The organism is Streptomyces sp. NPDC051738 (genome assembly GCF_044453205.1).
Lineage (GTDB): Bacteria > Actinomycetota > Actinomycetes > Streptomycetales > Streptomycetaceae > Streptomyces.
Genome location: NZ_JBITCM010000012.1, coordinates 138779 through 155929, shown reverse-complemented (window position 1 = coordinate 155929; position 17151 = coordinate 138779). Strand labels below are relative to the sequence as shown.

Sequence of the window (17151 nt, the reverse complement as noted above, 5' to 3'; positions counted from 1 at the left end):
GCGAGGCTTGCGAGGATTGCCGGGGTAAAGGCGGAACCCGACCCCACAGTTGGCTACCCAGCTCGGACCGTGGATCCTCCTGCGCGCCCCCACACATGCACCCATGCGCCCCAGATGAGGAATCAATGCTCCTCCCCCGCGCGCGCTCCGGCCGTAACCCGAGGTGGGTGCGGGAGTTGTGTTCAGCGTGGAAGAGACGATCCCGGCCACCGAAGCCGCACAGATTCCCAAGCAGCGCGGCGAAACGCTGCTGGAGACCGCCGTTCGCTACGCCGAGGAACGCCACTGGGACGTGTTCCCAGGTACCTGGCTGGAAGCCGTCGACGGGGTGCAGCTGTGCTCCTGTGGCGACGCCGCCTGCCCCGCGCCCGGCGCGCACGCCACGCGCCCCGACTGGGCGACGCAGGCGACGGGGAGCGCGACGGTCGCGCGACGGATGTGGCAGAAGCAGCCGAACGCGTCGATCCTGCTGCCGACGGGGCGCACCTTCGACGCGATCTCCGTTCCGGAGACGGCCGGGTTTCTCGCGCTGGCCCGGATGGAGCGGATGGAGTTGTCGCTGGGGCCGGTGACGTTGACGCCGGATCGCCGGATGCACTTCTTCGTGTTGCCGGGTGCGTCGGTGAAGGTGCCCGAGCTGGTGCGGAAGTTGGGGTGGTCGGTCGGGTCGCTCGATCTGATCGCGCTCGGGGAGGGGGCGTATGTCGCCGGGCCTCCTACGCGGTTCGGGTCCCGGGGGGCTGTGCAGTGGGCCTGCCGGCCTACTCCGGCGAATCGGTGGCTGCCGGATGCGGAGGAGTTGATCTCGCCGCTTGCGTATGCCTGCGGGCGGGATCGGTAGCGCCTACTTATCTGCCTCGCATTCGCCGTCGGCGGCTGCGGGTTCGTTGTGGCTTGTCGCGCAGTTCCCCGCGCCCCTTTAGGTTGGCGTTCATGACGTCGGCCGTATGTGTGCGTGGGCTTTGGAAGCGGTTCGGGCAGCAAGTTGCTGTTGCCGGGATTGATCTGGAGTTGCCTGCGGGGAAGTTCATCGGGCTTGTCGGGCCCAACGGGGCCGGGAAGACCACGACCCTCTCCATGGTGACCGGGTTGCTGCGGCCCGATCAGGGGTCCGTCTCCGTCGTCGGCCACGACGTGTGGCGGGATCCCGTCGAAGTGAAGGCACGCATCGGGGTGCTGCCCGAAGGGCTGCGGCTCTTCGAGCGGCTCTCCGGGCGGGAACTGCTCGCGTACTCGGGGCGGTTGCGCGGGCTGCCCGGGGCCGAGGTCGACAAGCGGGCCACGCAACTGCTCGACGTACTCGATCTGGCGGGGGCCCAGCACAAACTGGTCGTCGACTACTCGACCGGTATGCGCAAGAAGGTCGGGCTCGCGGCCGCTCTGCTCCACAATCCCGAAGTGCTGTTCCTGGACGAGCCGTTCGAGGGCGTCGATCCCGTCTCCGCGCAGACCATCCGCGGCGTCCTGGAGCGCTACACCGCCTCCGGCGCGACCGTCGTCTTCTCCTCCCATGTCATGGAGCTCGTCGAGTCGCTGTGCGACTGGGTCGCCGTGATGGCCGCCGGGCGCATCCGGGCCCACGGCACCCTCGCCGAGGTGCGCGGTGACGCGGCCTCGCTGCAGCAGGCGTTCCTCGAACTCGTCGGCGCCAACGGCCGCGACGCCGGGACCGATCTCGACTGGCTCGGCGGCGGGGCGGCGCGATGAGCACGGACGTCACCGCGGTCGTCGTACGGCTGAAGCTGTCCCTGCTGCGGAACGGGCTGCGGCAGTCCGCCGGGCGGCGGGCCGCCTACATCGCCTCGGCCGTCCTGGTCCTCCTCTTCGCCGCCCTGCAGTTCCTCGGGCTGGTCCTGCTGCGCGGCAACGCGCACGCGGACTCCGTGGTCGTCCTGCTGGTCGCGGTGCTCGCGCTCGGCTGGGCCGTGATGCCGCTGTTCTTCCCCGGCGGCGACGAGACCCTCGACCCCACGCGGCTGGTGATGCTGCCGCTGCGCCCCAAGCCACTGGTACGGGCCCTGCTCGCGGCCTCGCTGGTGGGGATAGGGCCGCTGTTCACGCTGTGCCTGTTCGCCGGGTCCGTGATCGCTCTCGCGCGGGGCGCGGTGGCGTACGTCGTCGGGGTCATCGGGGTCGTCCTGGCCCTGCTGGTGTGCGTGGCGCTCGCGCGGGCCGTCGCCGCGGCCAACATCCGGCTGCTGACCAGCCGGAAGGGACGCGATCTTGCGGTGCTGAGCGGGCTCGTCATCGCGATCGGCGCGCAGGTCGTGAACTTCGGGGCGCAGCGGCTGGGTTCGTCCGGGCTCGGCGAGCTCGATCCGGCGGCGGAGGTGCTGCGGTGGGTGCCGCCGGCGTCCGCGATCGGGGCGGTGAGGTCGGTGAGCGAGGGTTCGTACGGCGTCGGGCTCCTCCAACTCGCCCTGAGTGCGGGCGCGTTGGTGGCGCTGATCGCCGTATGGTCACGGCATCTGACCCGGCTGATGACGGCGCCCGACGGCTCCACGCTCCAGGCGGCCACCGAGTCCGCCGTACGGGAACGGACCTCGAACGGACTGGCCCGCTTCCTGCCGGCCGGCCGCACCGGCACCGTCATGGAGCGCAGCCTGCGGTACGTCTGGCGCGACCCCAAGACCAAGGCGGCCTGGGTGACCTCGCTCGCCATCGGCCTGATCGTGCCGCTCTTCAACGCCCTGCAGGGCACCGGCTCGATCTACTTCGCCTGCTTCGCCGCCGGGATGCTCGGCATCCAGATGTACAACCAGTTCGGGCAGGACACGTCCGCCTTCTGGATGGTCGCGATGACGATCTCGTCCCCCCGGGACGCCTACGTCGAGCTGCGCGGCCGGGCGCTGGCCCTGCTGCTGATCACTCTCCCCTACGCCGCCCTCGTCACCATCCTCACGACGGCGCTCCTCGGCGACTGGCCCAAGCTGCCCGAGGTCCTCGGCCTGTCCTTCGCCCTCCTCGGCGCGATGCTGGCGACAGGCGCCTGGACATCGGCCCGCTTCCCGTACTCCATCCCCCAGGAGGGCTACAAGAACGTCGCTCCCGGACAGTCGGGCCTGGCCTGGATCTCCATCTTCGGCGGCATGATCGCGGCAGCCCTGCTCTGCGCGCCCGTCATCGCGGTGACGATCTGGCTGAACGTGAGTGAGGACGGGGACGCCTGGACGTGGCTGCTGCTGCCGGCGGGCACGGCATACGGAGCGGCGCTCACCTGGCTGGGCCTACGCCTCGCGGCCCCACGCACAGCGGCCCGCCTACCGGAGATCCTCACGGCGGTGAGCAAGGGCTGACGGTTCTTTACGGGGCACAGGGCTGCAACGCCCCTTCAGGGGCGCGGGGCTGTGCTCGATATGCGGCTCCGCCGCGTGGGCGCGATCAACCACAACCGGCCCGCAGCCGCCATACATTCAGAAAGCACCGAGCTCATAGGCGCCCGGCGTCACCCCGCACCGCATCAAGGAACGGCTCGATCGCCGCGCGCCACCCGTCCGGCTGGTCGTAATGCACCAAGTGACCCGCGTCAGCCACCTCCGCATACTCCCCCCGCGGCAGCACCCGCACCATCTCCTGCGCCTCCGCCCGCCCCAACTCCCCATCGAGCCCACGCACCACCAGCGCAGGGCACCGCACCTGAGCCAACTCCTCCCAGTGCGCGTCGTACACCCACGTCTCCCGCGAGGTGAGCATCTGGTCCAGCTCGAAGACCGGCCGCCACCCGTCCTCGCACTCGTGCATCACCTCGGCGTAGAACTCCCCCCGCGCGGGATTGGGCCGCTCGACCCATGGATCGTCCTCGCCGAACCACTTGCGTACGTCGGCCAGCGTCGCGAAGGGAACGGGCCAGGACTTGAACCAGTCCGCCCACTCCCGCTGCGAGGCCGCCCCGAGCGCGGAGGCCCGCATGTCGCAGATGATCACGCCGCGCACCAGGTCGGGCCGCTTGGCGGCCAGCTGCCAGGCGGTCAGCGCGCCCATGGCGTGGCCGATGAGGACGACCGGGGCTAGGCCGAGCTGTTCGAGGGCCGCCTCGGCGTCGTCGACGTACGCCTCGCGCGTGAAGGCGGCCCGCACCGGCTTGTCGCTCCGGCCGTGGCCGCGCTGGTCGAGTGCGACCGCACGGTGCCGTTCGGAGAGCCAGCGGGCGGTGGAGGCCCAGTGGGAGGCGCGCCCCATCAGGCCGTGCAGTAAGAGGACGCCGGTTGCCCCGTCGTGCTCCATCGGAGGGTCGGTCTTGGGAGGGTCGCCGAACTCCCAGGCCGCGAGCCGTACGCCGCCTGTCCCTGTCACGTCGATGCGCCGCGCCATAGATCCTGGCACCCCCCAAGCTCCCCTCGGACTGCTCGCTCCCGGTCGAGCCCGCCGATCCTGTGAACCACGTCCTGCCTGCCGTGCGTGCTGTGCCTGCCGTATCCGCCATCGCTCGCGCGAGCACCGGCGCCACCTGCGTCACAGGCGCCGTCGATGCTCTTGCACGCGATGTGCATGTCCTGTGTGCCTCACGTGATCTTATGCGCACATACCTGAAGCGCACGTTCCGCGTGAACCGTCACCCGCAGACTATCGAACCCCTATTCGAAAATGCGGTCTCCGCGGCCAACACCCCTCATTCGAGTGACCCCCCGCAAGGATTGATCGCCCCTGCTGAGGGGAGATCTTCACCGGGAGGCGGACCGATCGGGGAAACCGGTCCGAGGGGGATGACCCTGGGAGCTCGGGGCTCCGGGTCAGCACAGGGGAGGACAGGCCCCGGCGCCGCAAGGCGCCGGGGCCCTCTCCACAACCACGGCACATCCGCCCGCCCCCTCACCGGCCGTCGCATCGCTGCCGACACGGCCCAGAGCTCTCAGGTCATATGCCTCACGCGACAGCCTCGCACGCGATGGGTCCGAGCGCTGCGATTTGGCGGAGTGAATCTTGGATTCGACGCGTTCGACGGATCGCCACAACTCCCGCTCCGCTACCGGGAATTACGCCGGAGGGAGCGCAGGAAAGAACCCGGGATGGACCCGGGAAGGACCCGGGAGGTACCCGGGATGGACAAGCGCCGATGACTCAGCGCTTGGCGACGAACACGTGGGAGGCGACGTCCGCCTCCAGCTCGGCCGCCTCGCCACCGCTGCCCACCAGCACACCACCCGCGGACTCGGTCACACTCACCACCGAGCCGGGCTGCACCCCCGCCCGACGCAGCGTGTACATCAGCTGCGCGTCGGTCTGGATCGGCTCGCCGATACGGCGCACGACGACCGTCTTGCCCTCGACGCCCGGGTCGAGGTCGGCCAGCGAGACCATGCCCTCGTCCAGGAAGGGATCGGCGCCGTCCTTCTCGCCGAGCTCCTCAAGGCCCGGGATGGGGTTGCCGTACGGCGACTCGGTCGGGTGCCGCAGCAGCTCCAGCACGCGCCGCTCCACGGCCTCGCTCATCACGTGCTCCCAGCGACACGCCTCGGCGTGCACCTGCTCCCACTCCAGCCCGATCACGTCGACGAGCAGACACTCGGCGAGGCGGTGCTTGCGCATGACGCGGGTGGCCAGGCGGCGCCCCTCGTCCGTGAGCTCCAGGTGCCGGTCGGACGCCACGGACACCAGCCCGTCACGCTCCATCCGCGCCACCGTCTGGCTGACGGTCGGCCCGCTCTGGTCCAGCCGCTCGGCGATCCGGGCGCGCATGGGGACCACACCTTCCTCCTCCAGCTCGAGGATGGTGCGGAGATACATCTCCGTGGTGTCGATCAGTCCGGACATACGTGCCCCTCGATTAGCTCTGCGATTAGCTCAGCCGGAAGCGAGACAGCTCCGCGGCGCGTGCGCTGGCCCTGCACTCAATTCTGCCGGATACCACTGACAACCGTGCCGCGCCGTTGAAACCAACGGGTTACACGGGGGCCAGCCATGCGGCCGAGCGGGGGCATCCGGCCGTATTGACACCGCACTGGTCCAGACCGCACGGTGATCCGCAACACACCGTCACCCGACGACCACCCCACCCGGAGGGCCCCGCATGAGCGACAGCAAGCCGGCCGACCAGTTCTTCGACGCCGCGATCGGCCTGCTCCAGCGGGTGCGTGACGAAGAGGCCGAGAACATCGGGGCGGCCGGCACCCTGCTCGCCGACACCGTCGCCGCCGGCGGCCGGCTCTTCGCCTTCGGCGCGGGCCACTCCTCCCTCGCCGCCCAGGACCTCGTCTACCGGGCCGGCGGCCTCGCCCTGATGAACCTGCTCACCGTCCCCGGCGTCGTGGGCGTCGACGTCATGCCCGCCACCCTCGGCTCCGCCCTGGAACGCGTCGACGGCCTCGCGAGCGCGGTCCTGGACAGCTCCCCCCTCCGCGACGGCGACGCGCTGATCATCATCTCCCTCTCGGGCCGCAACGCCCTCCCCGTGGAGATGGCCATGAGCGCCCGCACCCGCGGCGTCAGGGTCATCGGCGTGACCTCGGTGGCGTACGCCTCCCAGACGCGGTCCCGCCATGTCTCCGGCACCTACCTCAAGGACCACTGCGACATCGTCCTCGACTCGAAGATCGCGATCGGCGACGCCGAGATCACCCTCGACACCATCCCGGCCCCGTTCGCGCCCGCGTCCACGGTCGTCACGTCGGCTCTGCTCCAGGCGGTCATGGCCACGGCGGCGAGCACGCTGGCCGAGCGCGGCATCGAGCCCCCGCTCCTGCGCTCCGGGAACGTCGACGGCGGCCTCGACTGGAACGACCGAGTGTTCGAGAAGTACGGCGACCGGATCTTCTACCGGCACTGACCCGGCGCCGCGTGGCACCGCCGGGCACGGCGGAGCACCGCTGCTCCGAGCCCGGCTACTCCGAGCCCAGCGCCCCCGCCAGATCCAACGCGGAAGCGATCCGCACCGCCACGTCCTCCGCGTACACCGCGTCGCTCCGCTCGAACGCGCTCCGCCCGGCGCCCCGCAGAAACGTCACGACCCCCAACGTCCGCCCCCGGCTCCGCAACACGGCACACAGCGCGTGCACCACGTCGGCCGGCCACTGCCGCCCCACGGCCCACTCGCGCGCCTTCTCCGCCGACAGATTCCCCGCGTCGGCCCGCACCGACCCGGCCCGGGCCACGCACTGCAACGCCGGATGCCCCTCGCCGTACCGCACCGGCAGCCCGGCCTCGCCGCCGAGCAGACTCGGCCCCGGCGCCCCGGAGGGCGTCACGGCGACCCGCACCAGCCGTACCGGCTCCGCCGTGTCCGCGTCCGCGTCCACAACCGCCCCACCCGCGACCCGGTCGAACAGCGCGTGATCGGCGAACCCGGCCAGCGCGAAGTCCAGATACACGGTCGCCGCCTCCGCCGGGTCCTCGCACTCCGCGGCGGCCCGCGCGGCCCGATGCAGCTGGTTCGTCCGGAACCGCAACATCGCCGCCTCCTGCTCGCCCTGCTTGGCGGCGGTCACGTCCTGGAAGAGCCAGCCCACCCCCAACGGCACGGGCTCCTCCGCGAGCGGCGAGGCCAGCCGTACGAAGCCACAGCGCCAGCACCGGCGCCGCTCACCCTCCGGCGTCCGTACGCTCACCCAGACCTCGGCCGGCGCGGGCGGCGCGCCCTCCGCCAGCACATGCGTGAGCGCGCTCTCCAGTTCCTCGACACCCTGGGCGAGCAGTTCCCCGAGCGGCCGCCCCAGCACGGACGTACGCCCGATGCCCAGAGCCCGGGCCGCATGAGCGTTCACGACGGCGGGCCGCAGGTCGGCGTCGACGAGCACGACGCCCCACGACGCGTCCTCGAACAACGCCTCGCTCAACGCGATCGACCGCTCCAGATCGATCTGCGCGTGCACCTCGCTGAAGGCGCAGTACACACCGGCGGGCTTCCCGTCCGGGCCGCGTACGGCAGCCGACTGGGTCCGTACGAGCACCCGCCCGCCGTCCTTGGTCAGCAGCGCGAACTCGTGCACCTGCCGCCCGGGAGCCTGCATGGCGGACAGCAGCCGCCCCTCGACCTCCTCGGCGTCGGCCTCGCGCACCGCCCACCCGGCGAACCCGTGCCGCCCGACGGCCTCGTCCGCACTCCACCCGAGGATCCGCTCCGCCTCACGGTTCCAATGGGTGACGACCCCGTCGGCGTCGAAGGCGCACAGGGCAGCGTCCATCCCGTCCAGCAGCGCGGCCAGCAGATCAGAACCGCCTGCCGAACCCTCCGAACCCGCCGGCCCCGCCGCCGAACCGTCCGGACCGTCCCGCTCGGGTTCGTCCGGGCCCAGCTCGTCGGTGGTCCCACTACGCCGGGAAGCACTCACATGGACCCCCTGCCAAGCTGCGTCCGCACGTACGACGCGTCGGTTCGCTCACTTGCAATCATCTAACTGGAACGTGACGCAGCACACACCGTGTTCCCCAAGATTGAGGGAATCGTTGTACGCGCCGCCCCGTGCCTACGTGTCCCTGCGCGTGACCTGCTCCAACCGCAGGTCCAGCCACAGATCGCTCTCGCCGTCCAGCACATACCGGTCGACCTCCACGAACCCACGCGCCTCGGCGAACCGCAACCCGTCCTCGTTGGCGGCCAGCACACAGGTCTCGATCACCCCGGCGCCCAGCACGCGCGCGTGCGCGATCCCGTCCTCGTACAGCTCCATGCCGTACCCACGCCGCCGGTACTCGGGCAGCACGCGCGCGATGACCGTCGCCACGGCCTCCTCGCCCTCGGGCGGCCGCACGGTCGAGCAGCCGACCAGGACGTCACCGACGTACGCGTTGCGCAGCCGGTACCGCCCGCTGCGCTCCCGTGCGTCTTCGAGATCCATGGCCGCGGGCGGAACGATCACGTTGTGGACATGCCGCCACTCCTCCAGCGTGACCTCGCCGTCGACCGGCGTTATCCGAAGTTCAGGCATGCGCGTCATGATCGGAACGCTAGGTGAGCGGTGCTGATACGTCCATCGCGAAAAAACGGTTGATCGGGGCCGAGCCGCTTCCTAGGGTGTGGAGCACACGAGAAGGGAGGTGGTTCGGCAGATGTATGAGAACCGGACGCGTGAGGTGGCTGCGGGCTAGCGGCCCGTCACCCCACCCAGTGCGGTGCCGGACCAGCACGTGACAGACGCGTGCAGCCGGCCCAATCCCAGCAGTCACCCGACCCGCGAACTCGCCGGCACGTCCGGCCGGCTCCCCGCCACGGCGGAGGACCCGAGTTCGCGGGTCGTCTGCGTGTGCGGAGCCCGTGCCGCCCTCAGGGGCTGAGCCGCTCCACCCGCCAGCTCCCGTCCTGCTCCGCCACGTACCGCAGCCGGTCGTGCAGCCGATTCTCCCGGCCCTGCCAGAACTCCACCGCCTGCGGCGCCACCCGGAAACCGCCCCAGTGCGGCGGCACCGGCACCTGCTCGCCCTCGGGGTAACGCGCGGCCAACTCGGTGTAGGAGGCGTCGAGTTCGGCGCGGGACGGGATGACACTGGACTGGGTGCTGGCCCAGGCACCGAGCTGGGAGCCGTGCGGGCGGGTGCGGAAGTAGGCGGCCGTCTCGTCGCGGCCTGTGCGCCGGGCCACGCCCGAGACGATGACCTGGCGGGCCATCGCGTGCCAGGGGAAGAGCAGGGAGACGTACGGGTTGTCGGCGAGGTCGCGGGCCTTGCGGGAGTCGTAGTTGGTGTAGAAGACGAAGCCCTGCTCGTCGAACTGCTTGAGCAGCACCGTGCGCGAGCTGGGCCGGCCCTCGGCGTCCGCGGTGGAGACGATCATCGCGTTCGGCTCGAAGAGGTGGGCCTCCGCCGCGGCCTGCTTGAACCAGCGCGCGAACTGCTCGACGGGAGTGGCGGCCAGGTCGTTCTCGGCGAGGCCCTCGGCCCGGTACTGCTTGCGCATCGCGGCGGGGTCGAGGGGGACGGCGTCTCGGTCGGTCACGCGGTCATCTTGCCGTATGGGGCGGGCGCCGTCCGGGACGGTGGCCTTCGTCACTGCATGGCACTGAGTGCCGCAAGGCCTCCCCAAGGGTGGCACTCGGGGTTATCGTGCTGTTGCCGTCGCGGTTGGATGACCGCCAGCCGCACGGGGCATCACAGGGGTACGCCCCCGGACCGCGAGTCGCCGAGGTTCGGAACTCCGGACGCCCGTAAGCCCGGCATCCGGAACCGAACCGAGTCCGTGACCGTGGATCCATCGGCGTACGTCATTTCTGCCGACCGACATGTGGTCGTCCCACATACAACCCCACCTGTCGCACACATCATGAGGAGCCGCCTGATGTCCGACTTCGTACCCGGGCTCGAAGGAGTCGTCGCGTTCGAGACGGAGATCGCCGAACCGGACAAGGAGGGCGGCGCCCTCCGGTACCGGGGCGTCGACATCGAGGACCTGGTCGGCCACGTCTCGTTCGGCAATGTGTGGGGGCTGCTGGTCGACGGTGCGTTCCGGCCCGGCCTGCCGCCCGCCGAGCCCTTCCCGATCCCCGTGCACTCCGGCGACATCCGCGTGGACGTCCAGTCCGCCCTCGCGATGCTCGCGCCCGTGTGGGGACTGAAACCGCTCCTGGACATCGACGAGGAGCAGGCCCGTGCGGACCTGGCCCGGGCCGCCGTCATGGCCCTCTCCTACGTCGCCCAGTCCGCGCGCGGCCAGGGACTGCCCATGGTTCCGCAGCGCGAGATCGACAAGGCCCAGTCCGTCGTCGAGCGCTTCATGATCCGCTGGCGCGGCGAGCCCGACCCCAAGCACGTGGCCGCCGTCGACGCGTACTGGACGTCCGCCGCCGAGCACGGCATGAACGCGTCCACGTTCACGGCCCGCGTCATCGCCTCCACCGGCGCCGATGTGGCCGCCGCCCTCTCCGGCGCCGTAGGAGCCATGTCCGGCCCGCTGCACGGCGGTGCCCCCTCCCGTGTCCTGCACATGATCGAGGAGATCGAGCGCACCGGCGACGCCGAGGCGTATGTGAAGCAGACCCTCGACAAGGGCGAGCGCCTCATGGGCTTCGGTCACCGTGTCTACCGCGCCGAGGACCCACGCGCGCGCGTGCTGCGCCGTACGGCCCGTGAACTCGGCGCCCCGCGCTTCGAGGTCGCCGAGGCCCTGGAGAAGGCCGCCCTGGCGGAGCTCCACGCCCGCCGTCCGGACCGTGTCCTCGCCACGAACGTGGAGTTCTGGGCCGCCATCATGCTGGACTTCGCGGAGGTCCCGGCGCACATGTTCACGTCCATGTTCACCTGTGCCCGTACGGCGGGCTGGTCGGCGCACATCCTGGAGCAGAAGCGCACCGGCCGCCTCGTCCGCCCGTCCGCGCGCTACATCGGCCCCGGCCCGCGTGACCCGCGCGAGGTAGTGGGCTACGAGGACATCGCGCACTGAGCCCCACGCGCGCGTACCTCTACGTGCGCGTGCCCCTACGTGCTCGTACTCCTGCGACGGGCTGGTCATCACGCGGGGCACGCTGCTCCGCGTGATGCCGCTCGCCGGCGCCCGCCGCCCGGCCGCGGGCCCCTCGCACACGGAACGTGACTGATCCGCTCCGCCAGTATGCTGGGGCGGCTGCGGCAACCCACCATCACCCGTCCCTACGTGGTGAGTTACGGCCTGCGGCGATCAGGACGTCTCACGGCATGGGGATGGGGAAACAGGTGCTGATAGCGGGCCGCTTCCGGCTGGGCGAGTCGATCGGGCGCGGCGGGATGGGGGAGGTCTGGCGGGCCTACGACGAGACGCTCGCCCGGCAGGTGGCCGTCAAGCTCCTCCTGCCCCAGGACTCCGACCCCACGGCCACCTCCCGGTTCCGGCTTGAGGCCCAGACCGCGGCACGGATCGACCACCCGAACGTGGTCGGCGTACGGGACTTCGGCGAGCACGACAACCGGCTCTACCTGGTGATGGAGCTGGTCGAGGGCGAAAACCTCGCCCGGACGCTGGCCCGCTCCGGGGCGCTGCCCGCCGAGCGCGTGGCCCGTATCGCCGCCCAGGCCGCCGCGGGGCTGGCCGCGGCGCACCGGCAGGGCATCGTCCACCGGGACATCAAACCCGGCAACCTGCTCCTGGACGCCGACGGCACCCTCAAGATCGGCGACTTCGGGATCGCCCGCTTCCTGGACGACCCCGGAGCGGCGCTCACCGCGACCGGCCAGATCGTCGGCACGAGCCTGTACCTCGCCCCCGAGCGGGCCCTGGGCCAGCCGGCCGGCCCGCCCTCGGACGTGTACGCGCTGGGCTGCGTCCTCTACCAGCTGCTGACCGGCCGCCCGCCCTTCCACGCCGACACGGCCGTCGCCATCCTGCACCAGCACCTCGACGCCGCCCCCGTACCGCCCCGCGAGCTGGGCGTCCCCGGTCTGCCGCCCGCCTTCGAGAGCTACCTCCTCGGCCTGCTCGCCAAGGAACCCGAGCACCGGCCCAGCGCCCAGCAGGCCGCCGACTGGTTCACCGGCGGCGCCTGGCAGGGGCGCCCGGAGCCACTGCCCGACGTGACTGCGCCGCCCCTGCGGCAGACGGCGGTGTCGGCCTCGGTGGCCGGGTCGCAGCAGGTGGGTGGGACCAGCAACCCGACGACGTACATGCTGCCGTCGGCCCAGGGGACGGCGTCCGTGGACAGACCGGGACCGAGATCCGGATCGAGATCGAGGTCGCGGTCCGGGAGCAGCCGCGTGGCCGCCACGGCAGCCGGAGCGGTGCTCTTCATGATCGCGATGCTCCTCGGCATGCTGTGGTTCTCCCCCGACAACACCGGGTCCGAGGGCACGAAGTCCGAGGCCCCGCCGAGCCCGAGCACGTCCGCGTCCCCGGCCTCTCTTGAGTCGGCCCCGTCCCCGTCGGCTTCCCCGACTCCGTCTCCGACCCCGAGCCCGGCGGCGGAGACGAGCGCGGCTCGGCAGGGGCGGGACGAGGAGAAGCGCGCTCAAGAGCTGGAGCAGGAGCGGCAGCAGGAGCAGCAGAGGCGGCAAGAGATGCCCCAGGACGACGACGGCGATGACGGCGACGGGGACGACTGACGGCCGCTATGACGACTGACGGCCGCCCTTAGGTGCAGGGCAGAGGGAAGATCGGAGGCCCTCAGCCCAGCACCTCCTCCAGCAACCCCGCCCACTGCGCCACCACCCTGTCCCGGCGGGCGGCGTCGTCGGTGAGGAGGTTGGCGAGGCCCAGGCCGCGGGCCATGTCGAGGAGGCCCTGGACCGTCTCGCGTACGCCCGGGCGGGACTCGTCGGCGCCGAGCAGGTCCACCGCTATCCAGTGGGTCTCGCGGCCCACTCGGGCCTCCAGCTCGGTCACACGAGGGCGCAGCTGCTCCTCGTTCGACGCGGCCACCCACAGGTGCAGGGCCGCGCGGAAGAGCGGGCCGGTGTAGAGGTCGACCAACGCCGACACCACCGCCCGGCGGTCCCCCGCAGCGCCCTCGGGGAACAGGGCCCGCAGTGCCGTCGAGCGTTCCTCGGCGACGTACTCGACCGCCGCCGTGAAGAGGTCCTCGCGGGTCGGGAAGTGGTGCTGGGCGGCGCCGCGGGAGACGCCGGCGCGTTCGGCGACCACGGAGACCGTGGAGCCCGCCCAGCCGTGTTCGGCGAGACAGGCCACGGCGGCCTCCAGGAGCCGTTGCCGGGTGGCGCGGCTGCGGTCCTGCTTGGGCACGCGGTCCGCACGGTCCGTACGGCCCATGCGGTCGCCGATGGTGCTCACACCGCCCATTCCGGATCCCGTCTTTCGAGGAAGGCCGTCATCCCCTCGCGGGCCTGCGCGGAGGAGAACAGCCGGGCCGAGAGCGCGGTCAGGTCGGCCGCGTCCCGGTCGAAGGTTTCCAGCACCTTAGCCGTGAGCAGTGCCTTCGTCTCGGCCAGGGCCTGGGGAGCGGCTCTGCGCAGGCCGTCCAGGACGGGGGCCAGCGTCTCGTCGACGTCCTCGCCGTGCGTCGTCAGCAGGCCGATGCGGGCCGCCTCCGGTGCGGTGAAGCGTTCGCCGGTGAGGTAGTAGCGGGCCAGGGCGCGGGGGTCGGTGCGCGGGAGGAGGGGCAGCGAGATCACCGCGGGGGCCACGCCTATGTGGACCTCCGTGAAGGCGAAGGTGGCCTGCGGTGACGCGGCCGAGATGTCGCAGGCGGCGAGCAGGCCGAGGCCGCCCGCGCGTACGTGGCCGGTGACCCGGGCGACGACGGGTTTGGGCAGCTCCACGATCTGGCGGAGCAGCGTGACCAGTCCGTCCGGGGGCGGCGGGTCGCGCAGGTCCGCGCCCGCGCAGAAGGTGTTGCCGGTGTGGGTGAGGACGATCGCGCGTGCGTCGGTGTCCTTGGCGCACTCCGTCAGCGCGTCGGCCAGCTCGCCCACGAGTGCCGCCGAGAGCGCGTTGCGGTTGTGCGGGGCGTCGAGGGTGAGGGTTTCGACGCCACGCGCGTGTGTGCGGCCGATCAGTGTCACGTTGCCTTCCTGAGTGCTCGTAGTTCGCGGCGCAGGATCTTCCCGGAGGCGGCCCGGGGGACGCCGTCTATGAAGGTGACCTGGCGGACGCGCTTGTAGGGGGCGACGCGTTCGGCGACGTGCATCATGACCTCTCCTTCGGAGAGGTCGGTGGCGGACGGCTGACGGACCACGTACGCGTGCGGGACCTCGTTGCCGTCGTCGTTGTAGACGCCGATCACCGCCGCGTCCGCGATACCGGGGTGGGTGAGCAGGAGGGCCTCCAGCTCGGCCGGGGCCACCTGGAAGCCCTTGTACTTGATGAGTTCCTTGACGCGGTCCACGACGAACAGCCAGCCGTCGGCGTCCACATGGCCCACGTCGCCGGTGTGCAGCCAGCCGTCGGCGTCGATCATCGCGGCGGTGGCGTCGGGGCGGCCGAGGTAGCCCTTCATGACCTGGGGGCCGCGGATGAGGATCTCGCCGGGCTCGCCGACGCCGAGGTCCTTGTCGGGGTCGTCGAGGGAGACGATGCGCATCTCGGTGCCGGGGATGAGCCTGCCGACGGTTCCGGCGGGCGCGTCGTGCATCGCGGCCAGCGGGACGACATGGGTGCCGGGGGACAGTTCCGTCATGCCGTACGCCTGGCCGATCGGCGGCAGTCCGAGGCGCTGCGAGCAGGCGGCCGCGAGCGCCGCGTCCAGGGGTGCGGCGGCGCTGACGATGTACTTCAGGGACGACAGGTCGTACTGCGCGACCAGCGGGTGCTTGGCGAGGGCCAGGACGATCGGCGGGGCCACGTACAGGCCGGTGATGCGGTGGTTCTGGATGGCCGCGAGGAAGGTCGGCAGGTCGAAGCGGGGCAGGACGACGACCGTGGCGCCCAGCCTCAGGGGGGCGTTCATCAGAGCGGTCAGGCCGTAGATGTGGAAGAAGGGCAGCACGGCGAGGATGCGGTCGCCGGGGCCCGCCGGGATGGTGGGTTCGAGCTGGGCGAGGTTGGTGGCGATCTGCCGGTGGGTGAGCATCACGCCCTTGGGGATGCCCGTGGTGCCCGACGAGTACGGCAGGGCCGCGATGTCCGCCACGGGGTCGATGTCGACCTGCGGTTCGGGGGCGGCGGACGCCAGCATGTCGATGAGCGACCGGTGTCCGGGCGCGCTGTCGCACACGAAGATCTCCCGCACGCCGCCCGCGAGTTCGGCGGCCCGGCGTGCCGCCTCCAACAGCGGTGAGACGGTGACGATCCAGCGGGCCGCCGAGTCCGTCAGCTGCTTGGCGAACTCCTCGGGCGTGGCGAGCGGGTGCACGGTCGTGACGGAGGCACCCGCGCGCGTGGCGGCGTAGAACGCGGTCGGGAAGGCCACCGTGTTGGGGCTGTGCAGGGCGAGGACGTCGCCCTTGCGGACGCCCGCCTCGGCGAGGGCGGCGGATATGCGCCGGTGGAAGCGGTCGAGCTGCTCGTAGGTGAGGGTCATGCCGTCCGTGCCGTCGATGAGCGCGGGCGCGTCCCCGAACTCGGCGGCCCGGCCCAGCACGGCCTCGTGGATGGGGAGTTCTACGGCCGGGACGTCTGCGTACTCGCTGCGGAACACGGTTCCTCCTCGCGACACGGTGCCGGACAGGTGCCGGGCAGGTGCTGGACAGCTGCCGGTCAGTACGACTTGGGCAGGCCCAGGGTCTGGTGGGAGACGTAGTTGAGAATCATCTCCCGGCTCACCGGAGCAATACGAGACACGCGCGCTGCGGTTATCAACGAGGCGAGACCGAACTCGCGCGTGAGGCCGTTGCCGCCGAGGGTGTGCACGGCCTGGTCGACGGCCTTCACACAGGCCTCCCCGGCCGCGTACTTGGCCATGTTGGCGGCCTCACCAGCGCCGACGTCGTCCCCGGCGTCGTACAGGTACGCCGCCTTCTGCATCATCAGGCGGGCCAGTTCGAGGTCGATGTGCGCCTGGGCGAGGGGGTGTGCGATGGCCTGGTGGGAGCCGATGGGGGCCTTCCAGACGGTGCGGTCGCGCGCGTACTCGACGGCGCGGGCGAGGGCGTAGCGTCCCATGCCGATCGCGAAGGCGGCCGTCATGATGCGTTCGGGGTTGAGGCCGGCGAAGAGCTGGAGGAGGCCGGCGTCCTCGTCACCGACGAGTGTGTCGGCGGGGAGCCGTACGTCGTCGAGGGTCAGCTCGAACTGCTTCTCCGCGGCGTTCAGTTCCATGTCGATCTGGCGGCGGGTGAAGCCTTCGGCGTCTCGCGGGACGATGAACAGGCAGGGCTTGAGGCTGCCCGTGCGGGCGTCTTCGGTGCGGCCGACTATGAGGGTGGCGTCGGCTATGTCGACGCCGGAGATGAAGACCTTGCGGCCGGTGAGCAGCCAGTCTCCGGTGTCCGGGTCGCGTCTGGCCGTGGTGGTGATGCGGTGGCTGTTGGAGCCGGCGTCCGGCTCTGTGATGCCGAAGGCCATCGTGCGGGTGCCGTCGGCGAGTGCGGGGAGCCAGTGCTGTTTCTGTTCTTCCGTGCCGAAGCGGGCGATCACTGTGCCGCAGATGGCGGGGGACACGACCATCATCAGGAGCGGGCATCCGGCTGCGCCCAGCTCTTCGAGGACGATGGAGAGTTCGGCGATGCCGCCGCCTCCGCCGCCGTATGCCTCCGGCAGGTTGACGCCGAGGTAGCCGAGCTTGGCTGCTTCGGACCACAGGGCTTCTCGGTCGAAGGTGCGGCCGTGGCGCTTGCCGAGGGCGGATACTGCGGCTCGTAGGGCCTTGTGTTCTTCGGATTCGAGAGTGGGGGGCATGGGGGCTCCTTCCGGCTGCGGGTTGTGTG

Annotated in this window: 15 protein-coding genes; 6 read left to right on the top strand and 9 right to left on the bottom strand. The window is 71.3% G+C overall.

Translation table 11 applies throughout. The annotated features are described in order from the left end of the window. The first annotated feature begins 178 nt into the window (after window positions 1–178). The 3 genes from ACIA8X_RS27365 to ACIA8X_RS27355 all read left to right on the top strand — a co-directional run bounded on the left by ACIA8X_RS27365 (window position 179) and on the right by ACIA8X_RS27355 (window position 3296). Window positions 179–841, top strand: coding sequence for a bifunctional DNA primase/polymerase (locus tag ACIA8X_RS27365; protein ID WP_393452804.1), 663 nt, complete (start codon window positions 179–181; stop codon window positions 839–841). Window positions 842–933: 92 nt separating this feature from the next. Further along, window positions 934–1707, top strand: coding sequence for an ABC transporter ATP-binding protein (locus tag ACIA8X_RS27360; protein WP_393452801.1), 774 nt, complete (start codon window positions 934–936; stop codon window positions 1705–1707). Continuing rightward, window positions 1704–3296, top strand: coding sequence for a transporter (locus tag ACIA8X_RS27355; RefSeq protein ID WP_393452798.1), 1593 nt, complete (start codon window positions 1704–1706; stop codon window positions 3294–3296). Before ACIA8X_RS27360 ends, ACIA8X_RS27355 begins: the two co-directional genes overlap by 4 nt. A 133-nt stretch (window positions 3297–3429) precedes the next feature. Here the strand turns inward: ACIA8X_RS27355 and ACIA8X_RS27350 are convergent, their stop codons facing one another. Next, window positions 3430–4311, bottom strand: a complete 882-nt coding sequence (locus tag ACIA8X_RS27350) for an alpha/beta fold hydrolase (RefSeq protein WP_393452795.1) — start codon at window positions 4309–4311, stop codon at window positions 3430–3432. 747 nt (window positions 4312–5058) lie between these two features. Continuing rightward, a complete protein-coding gene (locus ACIA8X_RS27345; protein WP_004000347.1) occupies window positions 5059–5751 on the bottom strand; it encodes a metal-dependent transcriptional regulator in 693 nt (230 codons plus the stop codon). A 256-nt stretch (window positions 5752–6007) separates the two neighbouring features. Here ACIA8X_RS27345 and ACIA8X_RS27340 point away from each other — a divergent pair, with 256 nt between their 5' ends. Then, entirely contained in the window at window positions 6008–6763 is a 756-nt protein-coding gene (locus tag ACIA8X_RS27340) for an SIS domain-containing protein (RefSeq protein WP_393452792.1), read from the top strand. Window positions 6764–6818: 55 nt separating this feature from the next. On the opposite strand, the gene ACIA8X_RS27335 is transcribed toward ACIA8X_RS27340, so the two are convergent. From ACIA8X_RS27335 to pdxH, 3 genes are all read right to left on the bottom strand, one after another. After that, entirely contained in the window at window positions 6819–8264 is a 1446-nt protein-coding gene (locus ACIA8X_RS27335; RefSeq protein ID WP_393452789.1) for a PAS domain-containing protein, read from the bottom strand. Between the two features lie 135 nt (window positions 8265–8399). Then, window positions 8400–8861 (bottom strand): GNAT family N-acetyltransferase, encoded by a 462-nt coding sequence (locus ACIA8X_RS27330; RefSeq protein ID WP_399459314.1) that lies wholly within the window; start codon window positions 8859–8861, stop codon window positions 8400–8402. A gap of 335 nt (window positions 8862–9196) precedes the next feature. After that, window positions 9197–9865 (bottom strand): pyridoxamine 5'-phosphate oxidase, encoded by a 669-nt coding sequence (pdxH, locus tag ACIA8X_RS27325; protein ID WP_393452783.1) that lies wholly within the window; start codon window positions 9863–9865, stop codon window positions 9197–9199. A 339-nt stretch (window positions 9866–10204) separates the two neighbouring features. Here pdxH and ACIA8X_RS27320 point away from each other — a divergent pair, with 339 nt between their 5' ends. Together ACIA8X_RS27320 and ACIA8X_RS27315 are read left to right on the top strand one after the other, a co-directional pair. Then, window positions 10205–11305: a citrate synthase 2 gene (locus tag ACIA8X_RS27320; protein WP_393452780.1), complete on the top strand. Its 1101-nt coding sequence runs from the start codon at window positions 10205–10207 to the stop codon at window positions 11303–11305. A gap of 320 nt (window positions 11306–11625) precedes the next feature. Continuing rightward, window positions 11626–12933: a serine/threonine-protein kinase gene (locus ACIA8X_RS27315; protein WP_393453091.1), complete on the top strand. Its 1308-nt coding sequence runs from the start codon at window positions 11626–11628 to the stop codon at window positions 12931–12933. A 61-nt stretch (window positions 12934–12994) separates the two neighbouring features. Here ACIA8X_RS27315 and ACIA8X_RS27310 read toward each other — a convergent pair whose 3' ends face one another. Genes ACIA8X_RS27310 through ACIA8X_RS27295 form a run of 4 tightly spaced genes read right to left on the bottom strand, consistent with a single transcriptional unit; the run spans window position 12995 to window position 17122 of the window. Continuing rightward, a complete protein-coding gene (locus ACIA8X_RS27310; protein ID WP_393452777.1) occupies window positions 12995–13627 on the bottom strand; it encodes a TetR/AcrR family transcriptional regulator in 633 nt (210 codons plus the stop codon). Further along, window positions 13615–14349: an enoyl-CoA hydratase family protein gene (locus ACIA8X_RS27305; protein WP_393452774.1), complete on the bottom strand. Its 735-nt coding sequence runs from the start codon at window positions 14347–14349 to the stop codon at window positions 13615–13617. Before ACIA8X_RS27305 ends, ACIA8X_RS27310 begins: the two co-directional genes overlap by 13 nt. Next, window positions 14346–15923: a 4-coumarate--CoA ligase family protein gene (locus tag ACIA8X_RS27300; RefSeq protein ID WP_399459313.1), complete on the bottom strand. Its 1578-nt coding sequence runs from the start codon at window positions 15921–15923 to the stop codon at window positions 14346–14348. Before ACIA8X_RS27300 ends, ACIA8X_RS27305 begins: the two co-directional genes overlap by 4 nt. Before the next feature lie 59 nt (window positions 15924–15982). After that, complete coding sequence (locus tag ACIA8X_RS27295; protein ID WP_399459312.1) at window positions 15983–17122, bottom strand: acyl-CoA dehydrogenase family protein; 1140 nt, start codon at window positions 17120–17122, stop codon at window positions 15983–15985. Window positions 17123–17151: the final 29 nt, after the last annotated feature.

Coding starts and splice junctions, on each gene's coding strand:
- ACIA8X_RS27360 (WP_393452801.1), top strand. CDS start 934: ATGACGTCGGCCGTATGTGTGCGTGGGCTTTGGAAGCGGTTCGGGCAG.
- ACIA8X_RS27355 (WP_393452798.1), top strand. CDS start 1,704: ATGAGCACGGACGTCACCGCGGTCGTCGTACGGCTGAAGCTGTCCCTG.
- ACIA8X_RS27350 (WP_393452795.1), bottom strand. CDS start 4,311: ATGGCGCGGCGCATCGACGTGACAGGGACAGGCGGCGTACGGCTCGCG.
- ACIA8X_RS27345 (WP_004000347.1), bottom strand. CDS start 5,751: ATGTCCGGACTGATCGACACCACGGAGATGTATCTCCGCACCATCCTC.
- ACIA8X_RS27340 (WP_393452792.1), top strand. CDS start 6,008: ATGAGCGACAGCAAGCCGGCCGACCAGTTCTTCGACGCCGCGATCGGC.
- ACIA8X_RS27330 (WP_399459314.1), bottom strand. CDS start 8,861: ATGCCTGAACTTCGGATAACGCCGGTCGACGGCGAGGTCACGCTGGAG.
- ACIA8X_RS27320 (WP_393452780.1), top strand. CDS start 10,205: ATGTCCGACTTCGTACCCGGGCTCGAAGGAGTCGTCGCGTTCGAGACG.
- ACIA8X_RS27315 (WP_393453091.1), top strand. CDS start 11,626: ATGGGGGAGGTCTGGCGGGCCTACGACGAGACGCTCGCCCGGCAGGTG.
- ACIA8X_RS27310 (WP_393452777.1), bottom strand. CDS start 13,627: ATGGGCGGTGTGAGCACCATCGGCGACCGCATGGGCCGTACGGACCGT.
- ACIA8X_RS27295 (WP_399459312.1), bottom strand. CDS start 17,122: ATGCCCCCCACTCTCGAATCCGAAGAACACAAGGCCCTACGAGCCGCA.